Raw genomic sequence first — 26809 nt, forward strand, 5'->3', positions numbered from 1 at the left:
GCACCTTAAAAAAGGTGCTTTTTTTATGAATTATATTCTTTTAAAACTAATGTATCATTTTCAAAAACAGCATAGGTGTAATACTGGATCCAATCACCAGTGTTAAGGTAAACACTATTTTCTTTAAGCTGAATTTCTAAAGGCAGGTGTCTGTGTCCAAATATAAAATAATCGTAGTGTTTGGTTTCTAGTTTGCGCTTACAATACTGTACTAACCACTCATTATCTTCACCTAAAAATTTAGCATCCTCATCACCCGAAATCAATTTGTTTTTTACAGACATATATTGTCCTAACCGAACACCTAAATCTGGATGTAACCAACGAAACATCCATTGAAATAGCGGGAATGTAAACACTTTTTTCATGCGTTTATATCCTTTGTCATCAGGTCCCAATCCATCACCATGTCCAATTAAAAACAATTTATTATTAATTGTAAACTCTTGCGGAGAATGATATACAGGAATATTTAATTCCTTTTCAAAATAATCACACATCCATAAATCGTGATTTCCAACAAAAAAGTAAATAGGAATACCACTGTCCTTTATTTCTGCAAGCTTTCCTAAAACGCGCACAAAGCCTTTAGGAACTACAGTTTTATACTCGAACCAAAAATCGAATAAATCACCTAAAATAAAAATAGCCTCAGCATCTTTTTTAACTTCGTTTAACCAGGCAACAAACTTTTGTTCACGAGGAAAGCTAACCTCAGAAGTTGGAGCTCCTAAATGTTGATCGGAAGCAAAATAAACTTTTTTATTTTCAGAAGTGTTGATTGAAATCAAATCGTAAATTTTGGTAAAAATAAGTATTTTACTCAGAGTTAGCACTAACAAATTTTGGCTACATTTGTTTAAGAACTTATATGAATCTACGTATATGAATCCGTTTGATGATGCCTACTTTATGAAAAAAGCCTTACAGGAAGCTGAAATCGCTTTTGATAAAGGAGAGGTTCCAGTAGGAGCAGTAATTGTTTTTAACAATCAAATTATTGCCAGAGCGCATAATTTAACGGAGTTGTTAAACGATGTTACAGCACATGCTGAAATGCAAGCGTTTACGGCAGCATCAGATTTTTTAGGAGGAAAATACTTAAAAGACTGTACCTTGTATGTTACGTTAGAACCTTGCCAAATGTGTGCAGGAGCGAGTTACTGGACGCAAATAGGTAAAATAGTATACGGAGCAAGTGAACCCAAACTTGGCTTTAGTGTATTGAAAACAAAATTACATCCAAAAACAAAAGTAATACCAGGGGTTTTAGAAGAAGAATGCGGCTTTTTGTTAAAGAAGTTTTTTATTGAAAAACGCAATTTGAATTAAGTTGTCATTCCTGCGTAGGCAGGAATCTTTTTAGGATGATAAACTGAAACGAGTTCAGCTTGACGAAAATTAAAACAATGTTTGTTGCTTGGCTCCGCTTTCGTGCTCCAATAACCATTTTTTACGCCAAACACCGCCAGCATACCCTGTTAGTGAACCGTCAGAACCTACAACTCTGTGGCAGGGAATCACTATCCAAATAGGATTTTTACCATTGGCAGAAGCTACAGCACGAATTGCTTTTACATCCCCCAATTGTTTGGTTTGTTCTAAATAGGTTCTGGTGCTACCAAAAGGAATGTTTAGTAGCTCATCCCAAACCGATTGTTGAAAGCTTGTTCCTTGTGGGGTTAACTTCAGGTCAAATTCTTTTCTGGTACCAGTAAAATACTCATCTAGTTGGGTAACACATTCTTGTAAACAAGCAGGAATGTTATTTAGAGAGTTAGGTAGATTTGAAGCATTTTCATCCAATACAGAAATCGATTGGATTCCACTTTCATCACCTTCAATTTTGGCAATCCCGATAGGAGTTTTATAATATGTGGTTTGTAGGTTAGACACCAAAAACGTCTTTAGAGTTCTGTGTGGTAATTTCCGAAATTTCATCGAAAGTCAATCCATAAATATCTACTAACTTATCCACAACATTAGTAATGTAACTACTTTCATTGCGTTTTCCTCGGTACGGAGTAGGAGCTAGGTAAGGAGAATCGGTTTCTAAGACAATGTGTTTGATGTCAATTTGATGTAGGAACTTATCTATCTTTCCGTTTTTAAAGGTTGCAACACCACCAATTCCTAATTTCATGTTATAAGAAATTGCTTTTTCAGCTTGTTCAAGTGTTCCTGTAAAGCAGTGAAAAATTCCGAATAAATCCTCTCCTTTTTCAGTTTCTAAAACTTCAAAAATTTCATCAAAGGCATCACGACAGTGAATAACAATCGGTAGTTTTTTTTCTTTTGCCCACTGAATTTGTGTACGAAAAGCTTCTTGTTGTTGTGGTAAAAAAGTTTTGTCCCAATACAAATCAATGCCTATTTCACCAATCGCATAAAAATCACGTTTGTCTAACCACTCTTTTACATGTACTAATTCTTCTTGGTAGTTTTCTTTTACTGAGGTAGGGTGTAAGCCCATCATTAAAAACACGTCATTCGGATAGTTTTTTTCTAAATCGAACATACGTTCAGTATAAGAGCTGTCAATAGCAGGAATAAAAAAACGAGAAACACCAGCTTCTTTGGCTCGTCGTATCATTTCATTTCTGTCTTCGTCAAACTGACTTGAATATAAGTGGGTGTGTGTATCTGTAATCATTTATTGCCGTATCTTTACGAGACAAAAGTACAAGAAATGGCAAGTTTGAAAAAAGTATTACGAAAAAAGAAATACATTAAAATAAAACTTAAAAAAATGGTAACAAATCATTTAGAGTTGGATGCGGAGATAAATGGTGTTAAAGGAAGGTTTATTTTAGATACAGGCGCTTCCAATTCGTGTGTTGGATTAGATTTAATAGAACGTTTCAAGCTTATTTCTGAAGAAAGTGAAGTAAAAGCTGCTGGAGCAGGAGCGACGGATATGGAAACACACAAGTCAGAAAATAATTCTCTTAAAATAGGAAAGTGGAAAGCGAATGAGTGTGATTTAGTATTGTTTGACTTAACGCATGTAAATACAGCTTTAAAACAACACGATGCAGATGAGGTAGATGGAATTATAGGCGCAGATATTTTAGAAACTGGAAAAGCCTTTATTGATTATAACAAGAAAGCATTGTATTTAAAGAAGCTTAAAAAGAAAAAAGTTCCGTTTTAGCATTATTAATTATTGTAAAAGTTTTTCGGGTTTTATCTCTAATAAATTCGTTATTTCTATAAAACGTTGTAAATCTAACTTGGTTTTTCCTGTTTCTAATTTATAGTAAGCATTTTGGCTGATATGTAATTTTACTCCAATTTCATATTGAGACCACCCTAATTTTATTCTTTTCTTTTTTGATTTTTTGTAATACTTCTTTTTATTTTTTCACTGTTTAGTCGAAAAAGGAGTTAAGAAAATTTTAATGATTAATTATAATTTTTTTCATTTGTTTATTATTGGATTAATCGATGTAATAAAAACTATAAAGATTATTTTTTAATATATAAATCTATGAAAATGAAAAAAGTAAAATCAATTTTGTTAATGTGTTTTGTGTTCCTTGTTTCTTGTGAGAGCAACATGAAAGAGTTAGAAAATCTGGATAAAGATTTAAAACAAGTGCAAATTTCTTCAGAAGAAAGAGCTCTAAGAACGTTTGAAAAGTTTATTATAAACGCAAAGAATAAAATTGAAGAAAATAAGGCACATCTTAAAGGGACTGAAATCTTAAATTATGATCAGTCTACAGAGTTGTTAGATGAATTGATTGTACCTAGTATTAATTTCTTAAAAGATTACGGATTCACTAATGATGATTATTATGAAATGTTCGGAACGTTAGATGTTAATCAAATTCAAAAAGAAATAGCAGGGCTGGGATTTTGTTATATGCCTTAGAAACTAACAAACTTTTAACGTCAAGTTATAATTTACAAAGAAAAGGAGGTTATGATAAGTTTAAAAAGTGTTTTCTTGATGCAACAGGAATAGCGGCAGGAATAGCTCTTGTAGGAGCTCTTTCTGGAGAAGCGGGGGGTAAGGCTGTAAAAAAGGCTTTTAAAAAAGTGATAAAAAAATTAGGCTCTAAACTTGTTGGAGGAATAGGGTTGGTGCTAATGGCGGCTGAATTTACATATTGTATGTCTGTAAAAGAAGCATCTACGGATAATGGTAATAAAACTAGTTGTCCTGACCTTATTGAAGTGTATGTGCCTAAAAATAAGACAAAATATTTAATTTCAAAAAAGGATATAGGGTATGATAGTGTGGCTGAAATTAAAATTAATCTACCTCTTGAAAAAAATATAATGTATATGACGTTCAATTTGGGTACGCTCCTATAGAAGTGGGAGAAGGTATTCCAGAAGGAACACCTTGTTTGACGAAGCTTAAATATAAAAACCTGATTTTAGGTTCTGAAATTGACAAAAATTCCATAGAAGAATTTACTTCAATATCACTTTTTTATCTTTATCAAGAGTAAAATTATGAAAAGAAATAAATTGTTTTTTAACTATTTTGTTTTAGTTTGGGTAATATTTGGTTTGCTTATTTATGTGTGGGAGCTTTCTTCCCTGATCTATAATAAGCAGTATGACGAGTTTTTTACTTATCGGAGATTAAAAACAACATTTTTGCCTTTGTCAATTATTGTTTTATATATTGTTACTTTCTTAAAAAAAAATAAAAACGAAGAATCTAATTAAAAATTCAAATAAAAAAATCCGTAAGATGTTTCTTACGGATTTTTTTTATGCTTACTTGTTTAAGTTAATTAACTTAAAACTTCTTTAATTCTCTTGATAGCTTCTCTTAATTGTAATTCAGAAGCAGCATATGATAAACGAACACAGTTTGGTGCGCCAAAAGCTTCACCAGTTACTGTAGCTACATTTGCTTCTTCTAATAATAACATAGAAAAATCATTCGCATCTTTAATTTCTTTTCCTTGGATTGTTTTTCCAAAGAAATCAGAAATGTCTGGGAATACATAAAAAGCACCTTCTGGTACGTTTAATTTAAACCCGTCAATTTCTCCTAATAACTGTAAAACTAAATCTCTACGGTTTTTAAACTCATCTACCATGTATTGTACTTTTTCTGGCGATGCTTTTACAGCTGTAATTGCAGCACGTTGAGCAATACAGTTAGTTCCTGAAGTAATTTGACCTTGCATTTTTGTACAGGCTTTTGCAATCCATTCAGGAGCTCCGATATAACCAATTCTCCATCCTGTCATAGCAAAAGCTTTCGCTAAACCATTCACAGTAATGGTACGATCGTACATGCTTTCAATCGCGGCAAAACTAAACGGTTTTGTTCCGTAGTTAATATGCTCATATATTTCGTCAGATAAAATATAAATATCTGGGTATTTTTCTAGTACTTTAGCCAACGCTCTGTATTCTTCTTCACTATAAATAGAACCACTAGGGTTTGTTGGTGAGTTAAAGAAAATCATCTTTGTTTTTGGCGAAATAGCTGCTTCTAATTGCTCTGGAGTAATTTTAAAATCAGTATCAATAGAAGAAGGAATTTCTGTATAGGTTGCCTCACACAAAGTTGCAATTGCAGAATAACTTACCCAATAAGGAGCTGGTAATAATACTTCGTCACCAGGGTTTAATAATACCTGAGCTACGTTAGCAATAGATTGTTTTGCTCCTGTAGAAACCACTACTTGGTTTGGAGCATATGTTAAGTTATTATCACGCTTAAACTTCTCGCAAATAGCTTCTTTTAACTCTACATATCCATCAACTGGAGTATATGAGTTATAATCTTGATTAATAGCTTCAATAGCAGCATCTTTAATAAAATCAGGAGTATTAAAATCTGGTTCCCCTAAACTTAAACTAATGATGTCTTTACCTTCAGCTTTTAATTCTCTTGCTTTAGCAGCCATTGCTAAAGTTTGCGATACTGGTAAACTTTGAATTCTGTTTGATAATGCGTTTGACATTGTGTTGTTATGTTGTATGTTGATTTATGCTAATTGCGGTTTTTTTCCTAATTCAGCTAAGTGCCTAAAATGCTCAATAACTGCTCTACGTGTAGTTTGGTATTCATGATAAGGAAGGTTAAATTCCTTAGCAGTTTCTTTTACAATTTGAGCTAACTTCTTATAGTGAATATGAGAAATATTTGGGAAAATATGATGCTCCACTTGGTGGTTTAATCCACCTGTGTAAAAGTTGATAAACCAATTTTTAGGCGCAAAATTTGCGGTAGTATACAATTGGTGGATGGCCCAAGTGTTTTTCATGTTTCCATCTTCATCCGGTAATGGAGTTTCTGTTTTAGGAACAATGTGTGCTAATTGGAAAACCACACTTAAAATGATTCCTGCGGTATAGTGCATCACAAAAAATCCGATTAATACTTTCCACCAAGCAACATTCATTACTGCAATTGGTAATACAATCCAAAGGGAATAATAAATAACTTTAGAAACGACTAATTTGGTCCATTCTTTAGCTGGATTTGGAAACTCACCATACGATAATTTACGTTTTAAATAACTGTGCATTTGTTTAAAATCGGTAGTAATAGCCCAGTTAATCGTTAACAATCCGTATAAAAAGATTGAGTAATATTTTTGGAACTTATGAATCCATAACCACTGTGAGTGTTCAGAAAAGCGAATAATTCTACCTGCATCCATATCTTCATCATGGTCTTGAATATTTGTATAGGTATGGTGTAATACATTGTGCTGTACTTTCCAGTTGTATACATTACCTGCTAAAATATAAATACTGCTACCAAAAAGTTTATTTACCCATTTTTTACTAGAAAATGATTCGTGGTTGGCATCGTGCATTACATTCATTCCCACTCCTGCCATTCCAATACCCATTACAATAGCTAGGGCTAATTTTATCCATTGCGACATGTCAATAGTTAAAATCAAGATAAAAGGAACAATAAACATGGATAACATAATGATTGCTTTTGCATATAGTTTCCAGTTTCCTGTACGTTTAATATTGTTCTCTTTAAAGTAGGTGTTTACTCTTTTATTTAGAGTTCTAAAAAATTTAGCATTGTCTATTCTTGAGAAGTTTACTGTCTTCATTTGTTGTTTGTTTGTACCGCAAAAATAAACGTTTTTGGTTCACGGTTATTGCTAAAACTTAACTTTTTAACTAGATTAATATCTTTTGCAGAAAAATTAACAATACCAATTAGTTTTTTATTTTTGCAACGGAAAAAATCACTTCATGGAATCCTCTATAGAGGAATTATTAAATAGACAGAGTCTGTTGTAATACCCAAAGAGAAGAAATTTTACAGTAGGTAGTATTTTGTACTGATTAATATGTCTTAATAGGTTACCTAAAAAAGTAAGTGCTTAATTTAAATACACATTGGTTTGAAACTTGTAAAAAAATATTTTGACAATTTATCGGAAACACAATTAGAGCAATTTTCTAAGTTGCAAGAATTGTATCAAGACTGGAACTTAAAAATTAATGTAGTTTCTCGTAAAGATATTGATGAGTTGTATTTACGTCACGTATTGCATTCGTTAGGAATTGCGAAGGTAATGGAGTTTAAAGCAGGAGCCAAAGTAATGGATGTAGGTACTGGTGGCGGTTTTCCAGGAATTCCGTTAGCTATTTTATTCCCAGAAACTCAATTTCATTTGGTAGATTCTATTGGGAAAAAGATAAAAGTAGTGAATGAAGTTACTGAAGGATTAGGTTTACAGAATGTGAAAACGACACATGGACGTGTTGAAGAAGTAAACGATACCTACGATTTTATTGTAAGTAGAGCAGTAGCACAAATGGAAACGTTTCACCGTTGGGTGAAAAATAAAGTGCATAAAAAACAAAATCACACACTTAAAAATGGAATTTTATATTTAAAAGGTGGTGACCTTACGGAAGAATTGGCGAACTTCCCTAAAGCCACCATTTATGATTTGCCCGACTTTTTTGAAGAAGATTTCTTCGAAACCAAAAAAGTAGTGCATTTACCTATGAAATTCAAAGGCTAAGCTTTTACAGTAGAAAACACATAGTGCATTTCAGCTGCAATTTGTAAACTACGTTCCAAGTATTTCTCTTTTTCAGAAGATGTACCGTCGTATAATTTAGGGTCTTCATAAGTAACAGGTACTCTTTTATCAGCACCCGCAATAAAAGGACATCCTTCGTCAGCTTGTGAACAGGTCATGATAGCACCAAATGCTGAAGTTGGATTAAAGTCATCGTCATACTTTTTAGAAAAACCTATAATAGGTGGTGTGTTATCAGCATACTTTACTGCGTAAATTGGATTTGTTCCATCAGATAATTGCTGAATTTGAAATCCGTTACCTACTAAAGTATCTACCACTGTTGCATTCATAGCAGTAGCTTCTGTACCACCAGAATAGGTATTGACATTTGGTATTTGATAATAAAAAGCCATTGTTTGTGCCCATACTTGTGACAAATGACTTCTTCTTGAATTATGAGTACAAATAAAATTTAGGTTTATAACTTCTTTATTATCCAGTTTTTCCTGAATGTAATTTATAAGCGGTTGTAAAACTTGTTTTCGCTCTTCTGAAACAGTTGGTAAACTTAAAAGAGTTTGTTGTATTTCAGTAAATAGGGATGAAGTTTGTGTATTCATATTAGCAGCATCCTGAGTTAGGTTCACATGCAGTTTGTTTTTGTAAATCAGCTAATTTTACTCTTGGTTTTTCTTGTGGAATTCCGCAGTTATCTTTCGCTAAACAATCCGTTTGTTTTGTAGTTAGTAAGAAGTTAGTCCCGTCAAAATCCAATCCGTATTTTCCTATGGTATTTCCTTGGTATTCCACTTCAATTTCTAAATCAGGAATATTTAATACTTTTTCTGATAACTCAATAATGTGAATTAACTTTTCTGGATGTAATCTGTGATCATAATCATTCGCATTCCATAATTGAAAGTTTACAACTTCTTCATTTCTAACTACTCCACCACAATCGATAAAGTTTTTGGTAATTTTTCCTACCTCTGTTACGTGAAAATGATTGGGTACTAAGCTTCCGTCAGGTAATTGAAAAGCAATCGTTTTTAAGCTGCTTAAATGTTGTTTAATTTCTGAGAGTTTCATGGTCTTTAACGTTTATTGTAATATTACGATTAATAGATTCAAATTTTTTTAGCAACAGTTTTGGTTATTCATATCAAGGTTTAAAAAAGAAGAAAGTAAGGTTTTAGTCTCTTTCCATGTTGATGGATTGATGCAATAACAGACACTAGTTCCTTCAATCGTTCCTTTAATAATACCAATCTTCTTTAATTCTTTTAAATGCTGTGATATTGTGGGTTGCGCCAAACCGATTTCATTTACCAAATCACCACACACACAAGAATTCAATTTGAATAAGTGTTGTATGATAGCAATACGGGCAGGATGTCCCAACACTTTTGCGATGGTAGCCAATTGATTTTGCTCTTCAGTAAATATTTCTGATTTGGTTAATCCCATTAATTAATTGCTGGGCAATAGCCAGGGTTAAAACTCCCGAAGGCTCGCTCCAAAATGTTAAGTTTAGCTTTCTTTAAATACCTCTTGGCTTTTCCTGAGGTATTTTATTTTTATATTGCAATATTACGATTAATAAATAAAACACCAACTATTTTTAGTGTTATTTTTTATAAAAAGTTTAATACCAGCGTTTTTTCTTCTTTTTAGAAGCTTCTGATTTTCTACCTTTTTTGTGTTTACTAACAGTGTTGGGTTGTTTTTTCTTCTTTGGTTTAGCTAAAGGGAATGGATGGTCTTCTACAATTTTTATAGTTCTATCCATAAACTCTTGAATAGCTTTGATGTACGAAGTTTCATCGGCACTACATAACGAAAAGGCGATTCCGGATTTACCAGCTCTGCCAGTTCTACCAATTCGGTGTACGTAGGTTTCAGGAATGTTAGGTAAGTCAACATTAATAACCGCATCTACTTTGCTAACGTCAATTCCACGAGCAGCAACATCGGTAGCAATTAAAATATTGGCTTTATTGTTTTTGAAATCTTCAATGGCTTGGTTTCGTAAGTTTTGCGACTTGTCACCATGGACGCTAGTTGCTTTGTATCCGTTTTTTTGAAGTGTTTTTTCCAATTTGTCAACTCCAAATTTGGTACGACGAAATATAATAATGCGCCCTTTTATGGTGTTGCGTAATAGGTGCAAACACAAATCAACCTTATGCTTTTTAGGCGTGTAATACAGTAACTGACCAATGTTAGTTGAAGTGGTTTCTGCAGGAGAAATATCTACCTTTTCAGGCTTGTACAACATTGATTGAGCCAAGTCACTTACTTTGTCAGGCATTGTTGCAGAAAACAGTAAGGTTTGTTTTTTACGCGGACATAATTCTTCAATCTTTCTTACATCGTCGATAAAGCCCATATCTAACATTAAATCAGCTTCATCTAATACCAAAGTTTTTAGTTGACGAACATCAATACTGCCTTGTTTATGCAAGTCGATAAAACGACCCGGGGTAGCGATTAAAATATCGACACCTTTTGCCAGTACCTCTTTTTGAGGTTGTGTAGACATACCCCCATATATAACAGTACTTCTTAAGTTGGTGTACTTACTATATGCTTTAAAATTTTCTTCAATTTGAATAGCTAGTTCTCGAGTAGGGCTTATAACCAATGCTTTGATTTTTTTTGCTCTTTTTTCAACATCAGCTTCCTTAGAAAGCTCTTGAATAATAGGTAAGGCAAAAGCAGCAGTTTTACCAGTACCTGTTTGAGCAGCTACAATCACATCTTTTTTATTGAGTACTAACGGAATTACTTTTTGTTGTACTAAAGTTGGTTTGTGATGCCTTTCTTCCGTAAGCGCTTTTAAGATAGATGTATTGAGTTGTAAGTCTGTAAACTGCATTCAAATATTTTTTTGCAAAGGTAGGTCAAAACAGAGAATGAAAAATTTATTTTATAGTATTTCAGAGGGCAAACTAAGTATAAAAGCCTTGTTAAAGGTACTTTTTACACTTTTTTGACAATTGATTTACACTTTTAACGGAAGCTTGCGATAGTTTTGATGAAAACTTTAAAAAACGAATAGTATGAAAACCATTAAAAATAGAATTTTGTTAGTTGGGGCATTGCTAACCATAGTTTTGGTAAGCGGATTTGCTAAAAGTACTTCAACAGTTACACCAAAGGAAAAAAAGAAGGTGACAGAAACTGTAAAAAATCAAACAATCAATATGTTTGTAACCCACGGACATTGCAGTACGCCGTTTGGAGGTATTGTAGACGATTTAAAAGTGGAAATTCCTGTACGAATGGATGCTGGAAATCCGTTAGAAAATATGCGTATTTCTTTTGAAGTAGATCCTAATTCATTTAAAGCATGTAGAGGTGATGTGGCTGATTTAACCAAAAGAGTTAAAACCAAAGGAGTATTTATTAGCGATAACAACGAAAAAATAAGGTTTAAAACTACGAATGTGTATGTGATGGGGTTAGACTGGTATCAAATTAATGGGAAAATGTCTATTAAAGGTGTTGAACGTGAAGTGAATTTTTTTGCTACTGGTATTAGAAATATTAAAGAAAGTATGTCGAGTGAATTAGTGTTACAAGGACAAGTAAATTTATTGGATTGGGGTATTGATTATGATAAGCTAGTAAACGGACAATCTTCTGATGTACCAACTAAATGGTTGTATTTAAATATGAAAATTGAGTTGAGTTAAAAGAAGTAAAAAAGCCCAAAATAGTACGACTATTTTGGGCTTTTTTTGTTAATGGTGATTTATGAAAAGTGACTAATTTTAAATTTAGATTGAATAGTTGCTTATATATGGGGTCTTGAGTTAGAGTTAGTCCTTTATTGTTCTAAAAAATTATTAACTTTTTCCTTTGATGTAATTTTAAACACAACATTTCTTCCATCTTTATCTTCTTGTATTATACCTGCATTTATTAATTCATTTAGATCTTTTCTTGCTGTTTGTCTTACTACTTCGTGTTTTTTCGAATAGGATGAAATATTAACCTTACTATTTTCTTTTGTGTACAAATGACCGATTAAATCTGCTTGTCTTTTATTAAGGCCTTTGTCCATCATTTTATAAGAAATTAGATTGGCTTGTTCTATATCTTTCTTTTTCTTATCTCTGTATTTTATCAAGCTTTCAAAAGCAACTCTTAAGCTTTTAATCGAGTAATTAATAAAATAAGTGATATCATTGGCGTCATTTTCAGTTTTTAAGAATGCTTTATCATATTGGATTCTTGAGTTTAGAATTGCTCTAGAAATAGAAATATTTTTAATTAATGAATAATCTTTCTTTACTAAAAACCAATAGAATAAAGCTCTTGCAGTTCTTCCGTTTCCATCCATAAATGGATGTATATATCCAATCATAAAATGAATTATAGAGGCTTTAATTATTGGGTGAATGAATGGCTTGTCAGAATTAGCAAAATCACATAAATCATCCATATACTTTTTTACATACTTTGATTCAGGTGGTGTATGTGCTATTTCGCCATCGACATGATCTTGAACATAAATTTGGTTATTTCTAAAGTTGCCTGCACAATATTCAGCACTTGTGCTGGCAGTCATTGTTTTATGTAGTTCTATTATAAGAGTGAAATCAAGAGATTTGTCTATCTCTTCGGTTATGAGTTTAATGCTTCTGAGGTTATTGAAAATCATTTGTTCCGATTCATTTCTGGGGTTTCTTCCAGATTTAAGCATTTCAAAAGCAACTTTTGTCGTTGTAGCTGCCCCTTCTACTTGCGAACTTGCTATAGCTTCTTCAAGAATTGAGTTTTTTAAATATTCTGCTTTGTGAAATGGTGTAATTGGGTTTTTATATAAGCCGACAATTAGTTTTAAATCGAATTCATGAAGACTTTCTTGAATATTTTCAGTTAAACAATAATTAAATTCTTCTCTTCCAAATTTCAATCTTTTATAATTACTTCTTCTATGAAGTTTTACAAGACTCCAAGCTTTTATTGGATCGTTGTATGGTAGATTTTTTCTATGTTTGAGTTCGTCCCAATAAAAGTACCTGTCGTCTGACGTTTTTAAGAAGTCTGAATATTTTTTGTCGAAATAATCATCTATTAACTCACTTGACATTTGCATTTTTGGAGGGTTTTCAAACTTCATTGTTTATATATGTTAAAAATGAATTCAAATTTAACATATATGAACTAATTACGCAATTTTTTATTATTATTAATTTTTTGAAATAATAATCCGTTTTAATATTTTACGGTAAACATTACCAAATTAATTAAAATAAAACCTAAAAAATAGACTGTTCAGAAAGGGTGGTAAACTCTTCTAAAAAGCGCATGCCTCTGTAGGAATTTCCTTTTTTGTTCAATTTAGGACTCCATACAGCAATCGCATATTGGTTAGGGTGTATGGCAATAATTCCTCCACCAACACCACTTTTGCCAGCTAGCCCAACTTTAAAAGCAAACTCACCCGATTCGTCGTAAAAACCACAGGTTTGCATCAATGCATTGATTCTTTTCGATTGACTTTTAGTCAATATTTGTTCGCTCTGTCTGGTTTGTCCGTTATTGGCTAAGAAGAAAAATAATTCCGAAAGTTGTTCGCAAGTCAATTCCAACGAACATAAGTCGAAATAGAAATCAAGCACCACTTCAGGATCATTATAAATGTTTCCGTAGGACTTGATAAAATTACACAAGGCAACATTTCTGTAGCCTACCGATTTTTCAGAAGCCGCAATTTTTGCAGAGTAGTCAATGTCTTTATTTGTAGAAAGGCTCTTGATGAAATTCAATAAATCTTCCTTCGGACTCACTAAGCTGCTAATTAAAATATCAGCAATTACAATAGCACCTGCGTTGATAAATGGATTTCTAGGGATACCATTATCCGTTTCCAGTTGTATCAATGAGTTAAAACTATTGCCTGAAGGTTCTACACCTAATCTGTCCCAAATAGATTCACCAAGATGCTTATACGCCAAACAAAGAGATAATACTTTGGCAATACTTTGTATGGAGAACTTTTCCTGAAAGTTTCCTAATCCAAAATTAGTATTAGCAACTGTTGAAATATGTACGCCAAATTTATCAGCATCTATGGTAGCTAATTCAGGAATATAGGTAGCTAACTCCCCAACATTTTCAATAGGAGCTATTTTCTGATATACCGTTTCAAGTATTTCTTTGTAATTCATTGTTTTTAAACACTAAATATGTGTTAAACGAAATTAGTTGAATTCTGTTTGAAAACAAAAAAGAAAGTAACTACTTCATTTATACTGTTTTAAAATGTATTCATGATTGATTATCAGTGTTTTATGGTGTTTTTTGTAGGTCGAGTTTATTTATTTTTGAACTTAGCATTGTCGAAATGAAGTGCTATTAAAGCAAGAAATCTATATAGTGATTATAGAGATATAAAATGAAAAAGGTTTAGTGGCACTATGAATTTTAAAGGTGGAATCCGAAAAGCCTATTATAAATAGAGTAGGAAATTAACTAACCAAATTTTTATATTATGTCAAGTATAGCATTAGAAGCTCTTGGAGCAGAAGTAGGTAAATACCTTAGTCATGCCAATGATGAGGTGTGGCTTCAAAACGGAGTGCAAGGAAAAGGAGAAGTTTTTGAACTTAAAAAATTAAAAGATAATCGTGTAGCCTTAGCGTGTAAAGGAGCTGAAAAAGGAAAGTATCTTAGTCATGCCTTTGGTAAATTATGGTTGCAAGATGGAATTCAAGGAGAAGGAGAAGAATGGATAATGAAAGATCATGGAAAAGGAAATGTATCTTTTGATTGTTTAGGAAAAGAAACAGGTAAAACGCTTAGTCATGCTTTTGATAAAATGTGGCTTCAAGATGGATACCAAGGAGAAGGAGAGTTGTGGGCTAAAAAAGCCGAGTAAAAACTTTTCTTCTTGAAGGATAATAAAAAAAGCAACCTTACTTCGGCTACGCTCAGTAACCAAAGGGGTTGCTTTTAATTTATAGTAAGATTCCTTGTTTGGAATTTCTTTTCTTATCCTAAGAATGGGTAACGATAATCTACAGGAGAAACAAAAGTTTCTTTGATTAAACGAGGAGATACCCAACGTAATAAGTTTTGAGCAGATCCTGCTTTATCGTTTGTTCCTGAAGCTCTAGCTCCACCAAATGGTTGTTGCCCTACAACAGCACCTGTTGGCTTATCGTTTACATAGAAGTTACCAGCACAGTTTTCTAACGCTTTCGTAGCTTCAGCAACCGCATAACGATCTGTAGAGAATACAGCACCAGTTAAAGCGTATTCAGAAGTTCCGTCAACTAATTGTAACGTATCAGCCCAATCAGCATCTTCATACACATAAATAGTAACTACAGGACCGAATAATTCAGTTTCCATAGTCGTATATTTAGGGTTGGTAGTTAAGATAACAGTTGGCTCAATAAAGTATCCTTTCGATTTGTCGTAGTTACCACCAGCAATAATTTCAGCATCCGCATCTGCTTTCGCTTGGTCAATATATTTAGCTAATTTATCAAATGAACCTTCGTGAATTACCGCAGTAATAAAGTTACTCATATCTTCTGGAGACCCCATTTTAAAAGAAGCGATATCTTCTTTTACATAGTTTAAGGTTTCTTCAGCTAACGATTTTGGTAAATATACTCTTGAAGCCGCAGAACATTTTTGACCTTGGAATTCAAAAGCACCACGAGAAATACCTGTTGCTACTTGTTTTGGATTAGCAGAAGGGTGTGCAATGATAAAATCTTTACCACCAGTTTCTCCTACAATTCTTGGGTATGTTTTGTATGTGTGAATGTTTTCACCAATCTTTTTCCATAACTCCTTAAATACATAAGTAGAACCTGTAAAGTGGATTCCAGCAAAATCAGGAGAAGATAAAACTACATCAGTAATTTCAACAGGATCACCATAAATTACGTTGATAACACCGTCTGGTACACCAGCTTCTTTAAATACATCTACAATTACTTTTGCAGAGAAAATTTGGCTGTCAGATGGTTTCCATACTACAACGTTCCCCATCATTGCAGCCGATGCAGGTAAGTTTGCAGCAATTGCAGTAAAGTTAAAAGGAGTAATTGCGTATACAAATCCTTCTAACGGACGGTACTCAACACGGTTCCAAATTCCGTCGTCAGAGTTTGGTTGCTCGTTGTAAATTTCAGACATGTATTCTACGTTAAAACGTAAAAAGTCAATTAACTCACAAGCAGCATCAATCTCAGCTTGGTGAACGGTTTTAGATTGCGCAATCATAGTTGCAGCGTTAATCTTTGCACGGTAAGGACCCGCAATTAACTCAGCAGCACGTAAAAAGATAGCAGCTCTTTGTTCCCATGGCATTTGTGCCCACTCAGTACGCGCTTCTAAAGCATTAGCAATCGCTTTTTCAGCATGAGATCTATCTCCAATATGGTAGTGTCCTACCACGTGTTGGTGATCGTGCGGAGGAGTCATATTACGAGTATTTCCAGTTCTAACTTCTTCGTTACCGATGTACATTGGTACATCTACAGATCCGTTAAAATATTCTTTGTATTGTTTTGAAACGGCTTCACGCTCTGAAGATCCAGGAGCGTATCCTTTTACCGGTTCGTTAATGGCAGTTGGTACGTGAAAAAATCCTTTTCCCATTTGTATGTTGTTTGTTGAATTAAATTTCTTTCTTTGTTATTGAAAAAGCCCGATAATGAACTTTCTTAAATGACAAAGTTACGGTTATTTTAGGAATATTTAAATGGACATAAGGCTGGAATTATATAAAAGGAAAACAACATGTGTACGGTAACTTATTTACCCTTAGGGAATAAAAATTTTATATTAACTTCAAATAGAGATGAAGACCCAAAACGAAAAACGATTGCACCAAAAACATATGTAGAAGATGGAGTAAAGTTAACCTATCCGAAAGATGAATTGGCCGGAGGTACATGGATTGGGTTAAGTGAAAAAAACAGATTAATTTGCTTGTTAAATGGAGGCTTTACAAAGCATCAAAGAGCAGAATCATACCGAATGAGTAGAGGAGTGATTGTAAAACAACTATTAAAAGTTGAAGACCCTGTTGAAATAATTAATCATTTTGATTTTGAAGGAATTGAGCCTTTTACAATTGTGTTGGTTGATTGGAATAATGAACTGCAAGCGTATGAATTGGTTTGGGATGGAGCTGAAAAACATTTTCAAAAGCTAGATGGTACTCCTAAAATTTGGTCATCATCTACACTGTATACTGATGAAATGAAACAGCTAAGAAAAGAGTGGTTTGCTGACTGGTTGTCAAACAATAAAGAATTTCATCAATCGGGTATTGTTAACTTTCATCTTGATGAAACAAGAGGAACTAAAGAAACATCTCTAAAGATGAAACGTCATAATGTAGAAACAGTTAGTGTAACGTCTGTTATAAAAAACGAAAAAGAACTTAGTATGAGCTACTGTGATTTATATTCAAATATTAACAAAATAGAGGAACAAATCATTCGCTTGCAGTAAAACCTATTTAATATCTTTGCAAAAAAAAATATGAATAAAAGACTGCTATTAATATTCTCTACAATTACTATTTTTTTATTCACGAGTTGTTTCGAGTTTGTAGAAGAGGTAACTTTTAATAAAGATGGCTCTGGAAGTGCTGAGCTTACAATTAACCTTAGTAAAAGTAAAACAAAGTTAGCCTCTATAATGTTACTCGATAGTATAAATGGCTACAAAGTACCTTCAAAAACAACTATTAGAAAGAAAGTAGAAGAAATAGTTGCTAAAATTAAAGCGACAAAAGGAGTTCACAATGTAAAAAACACCTTAGATTTTAATGAGTTTATCGTGACGGTTTCTTGTAATTTTGATAATGTGGAAGCGTTAAACGAGGTCATAGCTAATTTTAGTTCAAAAAAACACATAGAAGCTATTAAAAAGAACAAGCATTTTACCTTTAACGAAAAGAGTAAGACATTCACACGTAGCCATCATTTTGATTTGGGAAAAGAATTTAAGAAAACAAAAAATCAAGATCGTAAAGTGTTTGAAACAGCAACTTATACAAGTGTTTATAGGTTTGAAGCACCGATAAAATCAAGTGAGAATAATCAAGCGAGAATATCACAAAGTAAAAAAGCTATTATGTTGCATTTACAAGCACAAGACATCATAGCAAACAAGCAAACAATTAAAAATAAAATACAATTAGAGAATTAAATTTAGGATGAAAAAAATTATTGCTACACTACTGTTATTAAATGCATATACAGCTACACAGGCTCAACGATTAGAGTCTAAAATACCTAACAATGTAGATGTATTAGTTTCTGCAAATGCGGAAAATTTATTTAAGTTGATAAAAGTATCAGATATAGATAAAAGTGCTATTGGAAAAGAGATTTTAAAAGACTTAAATAGAAGTAATAAAACTTACAGAGTAGAATCTGTAGTTGAGTCAGAGTCAGATGAAAAGAAAGAAGACTCAAAAGAAATAGAAGAAAGAAAAAAAGTGTCTTCTGTTGCGAATGCAGGTATAGATATTAAATCAAATGCTTATTATTTCTTTAGTAAAACCGATAGTATTTCATATCATAACTTTTATGTGGAGTTGAAAGATAGAGCGTTGTTTGAGTCGATGCTAAGTAAACGAAATAAAAAGAAGATAAGAAGAATGGAAGGTTACAGTATTATTGAAGGACGTAGCGATATTAGAATTTGGAATGATGACTATCTTTTGTTGGTAAATGGAGATGCATCTAGAGGATATTTTTCAACTCATAAAGAACGTTTAGATAAACTTAAAGAAAAAGGAGAGTTTAATTACAATTTCAAAAAAAGGATAGGCAAAGGTTGGACAAAAAAGTATGTGTTAGATTTATTTAATAAGAATGTTGTCAACTCTATTGCTTCCAATAAAAAATTTCAAAAAAGTAAAAAGAAAAACGCTTCAGCAACATTATGGGTTCGTAACTATGGAATGTTAATGACAGATTTGTTTAAGTCTTTTGGTGGATATCTTTATCCCATGTATGCTGAAGGTGGAGATCAAAACATTTACGGAGTAGAAGAAGTAACAGCTAATTTATTTTTTGAAAAAAGCGATGCGAGAATTTTATTAGATATGTCGGTTAGTCCTGATATGAAGAAATCTTTTAAAAAGATTTATAATAAAAGAATGAGTCGCGATCTAGTAAACAGCTTTGATCATGATAAAGCATTAGCTTTTTGGAGTATTTCTATAAACACAGAAGAAACATTAAAACAATATCCAGAATTAGTGCATAAGATGTACGGAGGTATTTTACCTAAATTTAAAGAGGAAATGGACATTGTAGGAGATTTATTTTCTTTAATTATAGACGAAGAGGCTGTTGGAAGATTGGTTACCGGAGATGCTCTTTTGGTGTTAAACGATTTTTCTAAAGAAGAAGTTGAATACACTACATATGAGTACGACAAAGACTACAAACGTAAAGAAGTAACAAAAACGAAAGAAGAATTTGTTCCCGATTTTACGCTAATGATTGGTTCAAAAGAAGAAGATTTATTAAATAAATTTTTCAAGTTAGGAGAAAAGCACAAAGCCGTAGAAATTGAAAATAACGTGGTAAAGTTTAAAACTAAAAAGTCTGATATCCCATTTAACCTATATTCAGTAGTTAAAAACGATGTATTGTACTTAACAACGTCTGAAGCTAATGCGTTACGTATTGCTAGAGGGAATAACAACTTCAATACTAAAAAGCATAGTAAATTAGTTAGAGATAATTCAACAGTGTTTTTTGTTAATGTTAATGCGGTTTTAAATAAGATTCCTAATAAGTGGATGAGTAAAACTGAAAAAGAAGCCATGCGTTTTTCAACAAATCACTTAAATGACGGAGTGTTTAGAGTATCGAGAGTAAAAGGAAGCACCATTTCTTCTGAATTAAAAATCTCCACACAAGGAACAGAAGAGAACACCTTAAAATTATTGTTAGAGTTTATCAATGCAGTAGCCAAGTAAACTAAATGATAAAAAGAATAGCATATATACTTATAATAGTATGCTGTATTATAGTTACGGTTGGATTTTTTAGATACAATCCAACCGTAATTTATGCAAAAAAAGTTCCAGCTTCAGCTGAAACGGTAGTCTATGTCAATCTTCGAGAAATAGAGTACAACATACTCCTTAGTTTTTTAAAGCACCCGTTTTCTCAGTTAGACTTTAAAAAATCTTCAAACACAAAAGAGAAAAAGAAAATAACGTTGTTAGATGAGGTAGAAGTGCCTACTAATTTGTTTTTATATACCAACACACGAGTGTTTAAAGACTTTTTTGTCAGCAGCCCAATAATCGTAAAGAAAAATTTTATAAACGCTTTAAAAGAAGAGAAGTTTATTGCGCATAATGTTAGTAAAACTACAGTGTATAGTAAAGGAATGATAAGTTGCGTAGTAAAAGATAACTTGTTACAAGTGTTATTCAAAAAACATAAGAAGGCACAAATATCACCCGAGTTATTATCTAAATTAAATCAAGAAAACTACTTTTCTGAAAACGATTTAATTTTCAAACAAATAAAAAACAGTAAACAGCCAGTGGTTATAAGTACTTTGAAAGGAGACTTTTTCGAGTTTGTTGTAGATAAAGGTAGTTTAAGAATCCAAGGTGAGTTGAGAGAAGAAAACAACTTGTTTAAACCATTTAAAGCAACATCAGTAGCTGGTTCAATATTGAGTGTGTCAGGAAAGTTAAATACTGAACTAATAGCTGATGGATTAAGTGAAAACCTAAAGGAGAAGTTTAAAAAACTCACAACATTGTCATTGGACTCCGTTACTAATAAGTGGAATGGAGTCGTAGAGGGGAACCTTACTTCTTTTGTAGAAAAATCAGATACCATCGTAACTTATGGATATGATGATGATTTTAATAAGATAGAAAAAAAGGAAATTCAGAATACAATCATCCCTGAGGTAACTTTAGAGTTGCAAGGAAGTCAGCTTTGTAATTACTTGAAAGAAAAAGAAGTGATTAAGAGCGTTAAGAATGAAGAGCTATTAACATTGATGCCTTTGTTCACTACTTACAGTTTTTGTAAAGGAGATGGCTTAAAGTTTACAGCTAAAAAAAATCAAAAGCTAACTAAAGATATCGACGGCAACAAGAAGTTTTACTTCTTGTTTAATGTCGTCAATTATCAAGAAAAAGACAGAGGTATTTACTCTTTTAAAAATAAATACCTAGATAAGGTGAAAACAATACAGTTGTCAGTAACTAATAACAATCAATTAGATGCAACTGTAGAGTTACAAAACACTTCTAAAAACGTCTTCTTGCAAATGCTAGATTAATAAAAGGCAAAAGCAGCAAACGATATAGCGATAGAGCCAAACATAGCTAATACAAAAAACATAGTATTGGCTAGTATGTATTTCATAAATGTTTTAAAATACCCTTGATTGTAAAATCTTTTCATGGCTATAAATAAATAAATCATGAAGAGTAGTAAGAAAACAAGTAAAAAACTGTCTGAATGCTTGAAAAAATCTATTATATAAAAAATAGAAAACAGCAGAAAGAGTACGGTTTGTACATGAAATACAAAAACAAGATGTTCTACATATGTATACCTTCTTCTAAGGTAAATAAACTTTAAAAATAAAGTGAATATAGGCAGGAGTATAAATAATGCGATAGAAGCATACGATAGTATTTGACGGAAAAACTTCTTAGCTTCATCTTTATCTAAAAATACGGAGTTAAAAACTTTTGCACGTGAATACCAAAAACGATTGCTAAAGTTTTTTTCTACTTTCAAGCTGTCCAAAGCAACCTCTATTGGTACTTTAGGGTTGGTTTTTTGAAATTTCATGAATTTAATGATTCTGAAAGAGTCATTAGGGTCAGCTTTGGCTAGTTTTAGTTCAGAATTATATGAAACTGATGTGGAGTCAGATTTAGGTTGTGTTTTCTTTGCTTCCGTAGAATCTTGTTGCTCAAGTTGTTTGAAAACCACCTCTTGTATGGAATCTAAATCTACTTCTATCGTCTCACTAGTGTTGTTGTTTAATTTAACCTGAGAATTGTTGCCTGAGGATTTACCAATTCTTAATTCTTCAAATTTTTTATAGCTATCCGTTAAGCTTATAATTAAAAAAAAGATTATTGAAGTAGCAAGATAAAACCGAAACGGATTGGTGTACGTGGTTCTTTTTCCTTCAATATAATCTTTTGAAACTTTACCAGGGCTTATTAATAATGGAATAAGTGTTCGCCAAAACTTGGTGTCTAAAGAGAAAAAACCCGCAAAAAGTTCACGGAGAAAAATACTTAATGTAATTTTTTTACCTCTGTTTTTTTGTCCGCATTCTGGACAAAATTTTTCATTATTAGTAAAAGGGTGTCCACAGTTTAAGCAGTTAGCATCTCTTATAACTGGAACTTTATTTTTTTTAATCATTAGTTTAAAATAGTAGTAGTGGTTAGTTGAAAAGTTGGAATGATTACTAAAAATTCTTCAAGAGTTTCTACGTTTATCATTTTGTAATTGCCTCCCATAGCACCGGTAGTAGAAAGTAAAAAAGAATTAGACCTGTAATTGTAAATCTCGTTTGGTTTTAAGGTTGGAGTTTCTCCAACAACCCCTTCGCCTTCCACATATTCAGTGTTGTTAAGAGCGTCAAAAATAACCCAAAAGCGTTCTAGTAGTTTTACCGTATCTTTTGACTTGTTTTCTATAGAGATGTAATAACTAAACGCATAGTACTGTCGATGCCCTCTGTAAACAGAGCCCCTAAAAGATGTTTTTACAGAGATCTTGATGCCTTTAGTTATTTGTTGAAACATATGATAAAGATAGTTCTTTTTCAGTCTTTAGTCAATGTTTCTATGCATACCTTACCTATTTTGGTTGAAAAATCCGTATCCAACACCAATTACACTGTCGTAAATTTCACCAAAAGGTTTGTAGTAAATAATCACAGTATACTCATTTTCGGTTTGATAAAAAGAACCGTCAACTTCATGTAAATCAATATTTTTGTTGTTGCTCAACGTAACATAGCTGTAGTTGTAAAAGCCTTGCTTAAAAGGAAGTGTAGCTTTGTAAATTCTCTGAGAGGAATCGTAAATCATTTTGTTTTCTTCAGATAATTCGTAATTGTTAAATGCGCCATAAACATAAACATCTTTGTTTTCGTAAGGTTCAAAAGCTTCTAAAGAAAAATGAACTACAGAATAATCAGCTTCGGTATTATCTCTATCATCAACAACATCTCGTTCTGTGGTTCTAACCACAAACTGTCCATTGATATCGGGGTTGTAAGTGTATATTTTATCAGTACGTGGCTCGTCTGTGTAAAGATAGCTGTGATATAGGTTTTTACGTTCTACTCTAGCAACATTCAAACTAGAGTTTCGTATGAATTTTGTGTCAAAGTTTAAAAACTCGTTTCCTCCCCAAAAATTAGTTTTTATAGTGTGATTGTATAATAATTGCTGAGGTTTGATAAATATGGGTTGGAGATTGGTAATCGCGGTATTCCAATTGTGATTTTGAAATAATACAACATTAATTTCTTGTGACGGCGTATTGATTTGTAAACCCGGATGATTAACTGAAAATTGAACGGTTTGTTGTTGGTTGGTTGTTGCTGCGTTTCTACTTCTAAAAGCGGCAACGCCAACAGTAGTAATATCTTCGTAAAACACACAGCGTCTGGTAAAAACAACTTCGTAGTTTTCGTCGATAACAGAAATTAAATAATTACCGCTTTTGGTGATGATTGTATTTTGATTGGGAATTTCTACAGTATAATGTGTATAAGGTTGAAGTGTGTTAAAAGAATTGGTGAAATTGATAATTTCGTTTTGTTCGAAACCTTCTATATACTGATTGCTTGTCATGGAGCTAGGTTTCCAATCATGGGTCATGTGTTCAATTTTATATTGGTACTGTTTGCTATCAGCATCCAAATCGTCAAAAGACAACTTTAAAACAGCTCCTAAACGAACAATAGGAGCATAAAAATTAGGGTTGTTTTTAGGTCGTAACTGTACAGTTTTTATGTTTTGAGCAAAGCTCGAAACAACTAGTAAAAAGGCAATTAAGGATAGTTCTTTTTTCATCATGATGTAACAAAAGTATCAAAATATAAGCCAAAGACAAGGTTTTTATTTAGAATAAGTATAAATAATAAGGTTTCGTAAAGATAAAAATGGTTTTGTTCTGCAAAGGGATTCAAAATTTTTAAATTTGCGTGTTTTTTAAGAAAATCAAATTAATCAGTTCCTATGTCAAAAGACATCCGTATTAAGAAAGGCTTGGATATCAAGCTAGTTGGCGAGGCAGAACAGGTAACTACCGAACTTCAATTAGGTAGTGTGTTTGCAGTAAAGCCAGATGATTTTCACGGCGTTATTCCTAAAATTTTAGCAAAAGAAGGTACAGAAGTAAAAGCAGGTGAAGCACTTTTTTATTCAAAAAGTGATGAGCGTATTTTATTTCCTAGCCCTGTTAGTGGTAAAGTTACAGAAATCGTTCGTGGAGCACGAAGAAAAGTTTTAGCAATTAAAATCACTGCTGATGCACAGCAGGAATACAAAGATTTTGGTAAAAAAGATGTAGACGCAATGTCTGGAGAAGAGGTGAAAAACCACTTGTTTGCTTCAGGTTGTTGGCCGTTTGTAAAACAACGTCCATACGACGTGGTTGCAAACCCTAATCAAGCACCAAAAGCAATTTTTGTATCAGCCTACGCAAGTGCACCTTTGGCAGCTGATTATGATTATGCGTTAAAAGGTAAGGAAGCAGCATTACAAGCAGCGTTAACAGCGTTAACAAAATTAACAGCTGGTAAAGTACATGTTTCTATTGCTAAAAACTCAACACTATCACCGTTTAAAGAGGTGAAAGGAGTTGAGCTACATAAAGTTTCAGGACCGCACCCAGTAGGTAATGTAAGTACTCAAATAGCACAAATTGACCCTATTAACAAAGGAGAAGTAGTGTGGGTAGTTACTCCTCAAGATTTAGTAGTAATAGGAGAATTATTATTAACAGGAAAGTTTAATATAACTCGTACGGTTGCGTTAGCAGGTTCTAAATTTAACAAACCACAGTACGTAACTGCGAAGGCAGGAGCGCAAATAGCTGATGTTGTTAAAGGAAATTTAGATGCCAATAATGCTCGTATAATTAGTGGTAATGTTTTAAGTGGTTTGGAAGTTAAAGAAGATGGTTTCCTAGGCTACTACGATAACTTAATTACCGCTATCCCAGAAGGAGATGACTATGAGTTATTTGGGTGGAATAAGCCAGTTTTTAATAAAATATCTACTTCTAGAGCATTAACTTTTTCTTGGTTAAATCCAAAGAAAAAATATGATTTAGATACGAATACTAACGGAGAACATAGAGCATTTGTAGTAACAGGTTCTTATGAAGAAATTTTCCCGTTAGATATCTATCCGATGCAATTATTAAAAGCTTGTATGTATAAAGATCTTGACGAAATGGAAGGATTAGGAGCTTACGAAATTGCACCAGAAGATTTTGCGTTAACAGAATTTATTTGTGTGTCGAAACAACCTCACCAAAAAATAATTCGTGAAGGATTAGATTTAATGAGAGAAGAATTAGGATAAGATATGGGCTTAAAACAAAACTTACATAATTTAAAAAAGAAGTATGAAGGAACTAAAATAGCTCCGCTATTTAATGGTTTTCATACATTCTTATATATGCCGAATGAGACGACTCATGGAGGAACTCACATTAAGTCGGCAGATGACCTTAAACGTACGATGAATACCGTAATCATGGCATTAGTTCCATGTTTAATATTCGGTATGTTTAATGCAGGATATCAGCATAATCTTCAAATAGAAGCCGTTTCAAACGCAACTGGTTTCTTTTCTGGAGAATTTTGGAATATGGATAACTTACTAATCGGTTTAGTTAAAATATTACCATTAGTAATTGTATCGTATGTTGTTGGTTTGGCAATAGAATTTATTTTTTGCATCATCAAAGGACATGAGATAGAAGAAGGGTACTTAGTAACAGGAATGTTAGTTCCGTTAATCGTACCTGTAGATTTACCATTATGGATGTTAGCAGTAGCGGTAGCATTTGGTGTTGTAATTGGTAAAGAAGTGTTTGGAGGAACTGGAATGAATATCTTAAACCCAGCTTTAACCATTCGTGCATTCTTATTCTTCGCATATCCAACATGGATGTCTGGAGATAAAGTATGGGTTCAAGGAGCTGTAGAAGCTGCAGGAACAGCTGATGCTATTTCAGGAGAAACAATCTTAGGAAGTTTAGCACAGTCACAACCATTAAACTATTCAGTTTCTGATATGTTCTTCGGGTTTATTCCTGGTTCGGTAGGAGAAACGTCAACATTGTTAATTTTATTAGGAGCGTTGTTTTTAATCTTTACAAAGATTGGAAGCTGGAGAATTATGTTATCTGCAGTTATCGGAGCTTTAGCAATGGGATTCATCTTCAACCAAGTAGTTGATATGGGATGGATTGGTGAAACAAGCAAGTTTTACGGATTAATGAGCTTAGATTTCTGGAAGCATTTACTAATTGGAGGTTTTGCATTTGGTGCGGTATATATGGCAACTGACCCAGTAACAGCATCGCAAACAAACAAAGGAAAATGGATTTATGGATTCTTAATTGGGTTTATTTCAATTATGATTCGTGTATTCAACCCAGCATATCCAGAAGGAGTAATGTTAGCAATTTTATTAATGAACGTGTTTGCTCCAACAATTGACCATTACGTAGTTCAAGGTAATGTTAAGAGAAGATTAAAACGTTTAAAAGCTAAAACTGCCTAAT

29 protein-coding genes are annotated in these 26809 nt (G+C 32.8%); 13 read left to right on the forward strand and 16 right to left on the reverse strand.

Annotation, left to right across the window (positions count from 1 at the left end; translation table 11 throughout):
• Nucleotides 1-23: 23 nt before the first annotated feature.
• A complete protein-coding gene (locus ACN0WY_RS10485; RefSeq protein ID WP_417800352.1) occupies nt 24-782 on the reverse strand; it encodes a UDP-2,3-diacylglucosamine diphosphatase in 759 nt (252 codons plus the stop codon).
• 103 nt (nt 783-885) lie between these two features.
• Between ACN0WY_RS10485 and ACN0WY_RS10490 the strand changes: the two genes are divergently transcribed.
• Nucleotides 886-1332: a nucleoside deaminase gene (locus ACN0WY_RS10490; protein WP_330488010.1), complete on the forward strand. Its 447-nt coding sequence runs from the start codon at nt 886-888 to the stop codon at nt 1330-1332.
• Between the two features lie 69 nt (nt 1333-1401).
• On the opposite strand, the gene ACN0WY_RS10495 is transcribed toward ACN0WY_RS10490, so the two are convergent.
• On the reverse strand, nt 1402-1896 hold the full coding sequence (locus ACN0WY_RS10495; protein WP_417800326.1) for a methylated-DNA--[protein]-cysteine S-methyltransferase: 495 nt from the start codon (nt 1894-1896) through the stop codon (nt 1402-1404).
• Nucleotides 1889-2653 (reverse strand): TatD family hydrolase, encoded by a 765-nt coding sequence (locus tag ACN0WY_RS10500; RefSeq protein ID WP_417800327.1) that lies wholly within the window; start codon nt 2651-2653, stop codon nt 1889-1891. The genes ACN0WY_RS10495 and ACN0WY_RS10500 overlap by 8 nt, the downstream gene beginning before the upstream one ends.
• A 36-nt stretch (nt 2654-2689) precedes the next feature.
• Here ACN0WY_RS10500 and ACN0WY_RS10505 point away from each other — a divergent pair, with 36 nt between their 5' ends.
• Nucleotides 2690-3154 carry a retropepsin-like aspartic protease gene (locus tag ACN0WY_RS10505; protein ID WP_417800328.1) on the forward strand — a complete coding sequence of 155 codons (465 nt, stop codon included), beginning with the start codon at nt 2690-2692 and terminating at the stop codon, nt 3152-3154.
• A gap of 9 nt (nt 3155-3163) precedes the next feature.
• Here ACN0WY_RS10505 and ACN0WY_RS10510 read toward each other — a convergent pair whose 3' ends face one another.
• Nucleotides 3164-3322: a helix-turn-helix domain-containing protein gene (locus ACN0WY_RS10510; protein ID WP_417800353.1), complete on the reverse strand. Its 159-nt coding sequence runs from the start codon at nt 3320-3322 to the stop codon at nt 3164-3166.
• Nucleotides 3323-3490: 168 nt separating this feature from the next.
• Between ACN0WY_RS10510 and ACN0WY_RS10515 the strand changes: the two genes are divergently transcribed.
• The gene (locus tag ACN0WY_RS10515; RefSeq protein ID WP_417800329.1) at nt 3491-3877 is read left to right on the forward strand and encodes a hypothetical protein; all 387 of its coding nucleotides are present in this window, start codon (nt 3491-3493) and stop codon (nt 3875-3877) included.
• Nucleotides 3862-4323, forward strand: a complete 462-nt coding sequence (locus ACN0WY_RS10520) for a hypothetical protein (protein ID WP_417800330.1) — start codon at nt 3862-3864, stop codon at nt 4321-4323. The genes ACN0WY_RS10515 and ACN0WY_RS10520 overlap by 16 nt, the downstream gene beginning before the upstream one ends.
• 431 nt (nt 4324-4754) lie before the next feature.
• Here the strand turns inward: ACN0WY_RS10520 and ACN0WY_RS10525 are convergent, their stop codons facing one another.
• On the reverse strand, nt 4755-5942 hold the full coding sequence (locus ACN0WY_RS10525; protein WP_417800331.1) for a pyridoxal phosphate-dependent aminotransferase: 1188 nt from the start codon (nt 5940-5942) through the stop codon (nt 4755-4757).
• A gap of 24 nt (nt 5943-5966) precedes the next feature.
• A complete protein-coding gene (locus tag ACN0WY_RS10530; RefSeq protein WP_417800332.1) occupies nt 5967-7058 on the reverse strand; it encodes a fatty acid desaturase family protein in 1092 nt (363 codons plus the stop codon).
• A 297-nt stretch (nt 7059-7355) separates the two neighbouring features.
• Between ACN0WY_RS10530 and rsmG the strand changes: the two genes are divergently transcribed.
• A complete protein-coding gene (gene rsmG / locus ACN0WY_RS10535; protein ID WP_417800333.1) occupies nt 7356-7985 on the forward strand; it encodes a 16S rRNA (guanine(527)-N(7))-methyltransferase RsmG in 630 nt (209 codons plus the stop codon).
• Here the strand turns inward: rsmG and ACN0WY_RS10540 are convergent.
• The 4 genes from ACN0WY_RS10540 to ACN0WY_RS10555 all read right to left on the reverse strand — a co-directional run bounded on the left by ACN0WY_RS10540 (nt 7982) and on the right by ACN0WY_RS10555 (nt 10866).
• Entirely contained in the window at nt 7982-8608 is a 627-nt protein-coding gene (locus ACN0WY_RS10540; RefSeq protein ID WP_417800354.1) for a low molecular weight phosphatase family protein, read from the reverse strand. The two genes, rsmG and ACN0WY_RS10540, sit on opposite strands and share 4 nt — an antisense overlap.
• Nucleotide 8609: 1 nt before the next feature.
• Nucleotides 8610-9077: a DUF6428 family protein gene (locus tag ACN0WY_RS10545; protein ID WP_417800334.1), complete on the reverse strand. Its 468-nt coding sequence runs from the start codon at nt 9075-9077 to the stop codon at nt 8610-8612.
• A gap of 48 nt (nt 9078-9125) precedes the next feature.
• Complete coding sequence (locus ACN0WY_RS10550; protein WP_330487960.1) at nt 9126-9455, reverse strand: metalloregulator ArsR/SmtB family transcription factor; 330 nt, start codon at nt 9453-9455, stop codon at nt 9126-9128.
• A 178-nt stretch (nt 9456-9633) separates the two neighbouring features.
• Nucleotides 9634-10866, reverse strand: coding sequence for a DEAD/DEAH box helicase (locus ACN0WY_RS10555; RefSeq protein ID WP_417800335.1), 1233 nt, complete (start codon nt 10864-10866; stop codon nt 9634-9636).
• A gap of 184 nt (nt 10867-11050) precedes the next feature.
• On the opposite strand from ACN0WY_RS10555, the gene ACN0WY_RS10560 reads away from it, so the two are divergent.
• Nucleotides 11051-11686: a YceI family protein gene (locus ACN0WY_RS10560; protein ID WP_417800336.1), complete on the forward strand. Its 636-nt coding sequence runs from the start codon at nt 11051-11053 to the stop codon at nt 11684-11686.
• A 134-nt stretch (nt 11687-11820) separates the two neighbouring features.
• On the opposite strand, the gene ACN0WY_RS10565 is transcribed toward ACN0WY_RS10560, so the two are convergent.
• Together ACN0WY_RS10565 and ACN0WY_RS10570 are read right to left on the reverse strand one after the other, a co-directional pair.
• Entirely contained in the window at nt 11821-13119 is a 1299-nt protein-coding gene (locus ACN0WY_RS10565; protein ID WP_417800337.1) for a Fic family protein, read from the reverse strand.
• 139 nt (nt 13120-13258) lie between these two features.
• Nucleotides 13259-14170 (reverse strand): glutaminase, encoded by a 912-nt coding sequence (locus tag ACN0WY_RS10570; RefSeq protein WP_417800338.1) that lies wholly within the window; start codon nt 14168-14170, stop codon nt 13259-13261.
• Nucleotides 14171-14493: 323 nt separating this feature from the next.
• Here ACN0WY_RS10570 and ACN0WY_RS10575 point away from each other — a divergent pair, with 323 nt between their 5' ends.
• Entirely contained in the window at nt 14494-14880 is a 387-nt protein-coding gene (locus ACN0WY_RS10575; protein WP_330487965.1) for a hypothetical protein, read from the forward strand.
• Between the two features lie 113 nt (nt 14881-14993).
• On the opposite strand, the gene pruA is transcribed toward ACN0WY_RS10575, so the two are convergent.
• Nucleotides 14994-16619: an L-glutamate gamma-semialdehyde dehydrogenase gene (gene pruA / locus ACN0WY_RS10580; protein WP_330487966.1), complete on the reverse strand. Its 1626-nt coding sequence runs from the start codon at nt 16617-16619 to the stop codon at nt 14994-14996.
• A 141-nt stretch (nt 16620-16760) separates the two neighbouring features.
• Here pruA and ACN0WY_RS10585 point away from each other — a divergent pair, with 141 nt between their 5' ends.
• From ACN0WY_RS10585 to ACN0WY_RS10600, 4 genes are read left to right on the forward strand one after another with little or no spacing between them, the layout of a single operon-like run.
• Nucleotides 16761-17480: an NRDE family protein gene (locus tag ACN0WY_RS10585; RefSeq protein WP_417800339.1), complete on the forward strand. Its 720-nt coding sequence runs from the start codon at nt 16761-16763 to the stop codon at nt 17478-17480.
• 30 nt (nt 17481-17510) lie between these two features.
• A complete protein-coding gene (locus tag ACN0WY_RS10590; protein WP_330487968.1) occupies nt 17511-18182 on the forward strand; it encodes a hypothetical protein in 672 nt (223 codons plus the stop codon).
• Nucleotides 18183-18189: 7 nt separating this feature from the next.
• Nucleotides 18190-19971, forward strand: a complete 1782-nt coding sequence (locus ACN0WY_RS10595; protein WP_330487969.1) for a hypothetical protein — start codon at nt 18190-18192, stop codon at nt 19969-19971.
• Nucleotides 19972-19976: 5 nt separating this feature from the next.
• A complete protein-coding gene (locus ACN0WY_RS10600; protein WP_417800340.1) occupies nt 19977-21305 on the forward strand; it encodes a hypothetical protein in 1329 nt (442 codons plus the stop codon).
• Here ACN0WY_RS10600 and ACN0WY_RS10605 read toward each other — a convergent pair.
• Genes ACN0WY_RS10605 through ACN0WY_RS10615 form a run of 3 tightly spaced genes read right to left on the reverse strand, consistent with a single transcriptional unit; the run spans nt 21302 to nt 24084 of the window.
• A complete protein-coding gene (locus ACN0WY_RS10605) occupies nt 21302-22414 on the reverse strand; it encodes a DUF3667 domain-containing protein (RefSeq protein WP_330487971.1) in 1113 nt (370 codons plus the stop codon). The two genes, ACN0WY_RS10600 and ACN0WY_RS10605, sit on opposite strands and share 4 nt — an antisense overlap.
• Nucleotides 22414-22800 carry a Co2+/Mg2+ efflux protein ApaG gene (gene apaG / locus ACN0WY_RS10610; protein ID WP_330487972.1) on the reverse strand — a complete coding sequence of 129 codons (387 nt, stop codon included), beginning with the start codon at nt 22798-22800 and terminating at the stop codon, nt 22414-22416. The genes ACN0WY_RS10605 and apaG overlap by 1 nt, the downstream gene beginning before the upstream one ends.
• A 51-nt stretch (nt 22801-22851) precedes the next feature.
• Nucleotides 22852-24084 (reverse strand): DUF5103 domain-containing protein, encoded by a 1233-nt coding sequence (locus ACN0WY_RS10615; RefSeq protein WP_417800341.1) that lies wholly within the window; start codon nt 24082-24084, stop codon nt 22852-22854.
• Between the two features lie 162 nt (nt 24085-24246).
• Between ACN0WY_RS10615 and ACN0WY_RS10620 the strand changes: the two genes are divergently transcribed.
• Both ACN0WY_RS10620 and ACN0WY_RS10625 read left to right on the forward strand, forming a co-directional pair.
• Complete coding sequence (locus ACN0WY_RS10620; protein WP_417800342.1) at nt 24247-25599, forward strand: Na(+)-translocating NADH-quinone reductase subunit A; 1353 nt, start codon at nt 24247-24249, stop codon at nt 25597-25599.
• A gap of 3 nt (nt 25600-25602) precedes the next feature.
• Nucleotides 25603-26808 carry an NADH:ubiquinone reductase (Na(+)-transporting) subunit B gene (locus ACN0WY_RS10625; protein ID WP_417800343.1) on the forward strand — a complete coding sequence of 402 codons (1206 nt, stop codon included), beginning with the start codon at nt 25603-25605 and terminating at the stop codon, nt 26806-26808.
• Nucleotide 26809 lies beyond the last annotated feature (1 nt).

The organism is Tenacibaculum sp., from assembly GCF_048269885.1.
Classification (GTDB): Bacteria; Bacteroidota; Bacteroidia; order Flavobacteriales; family Flavobacteriaceae; genus Polaribacter.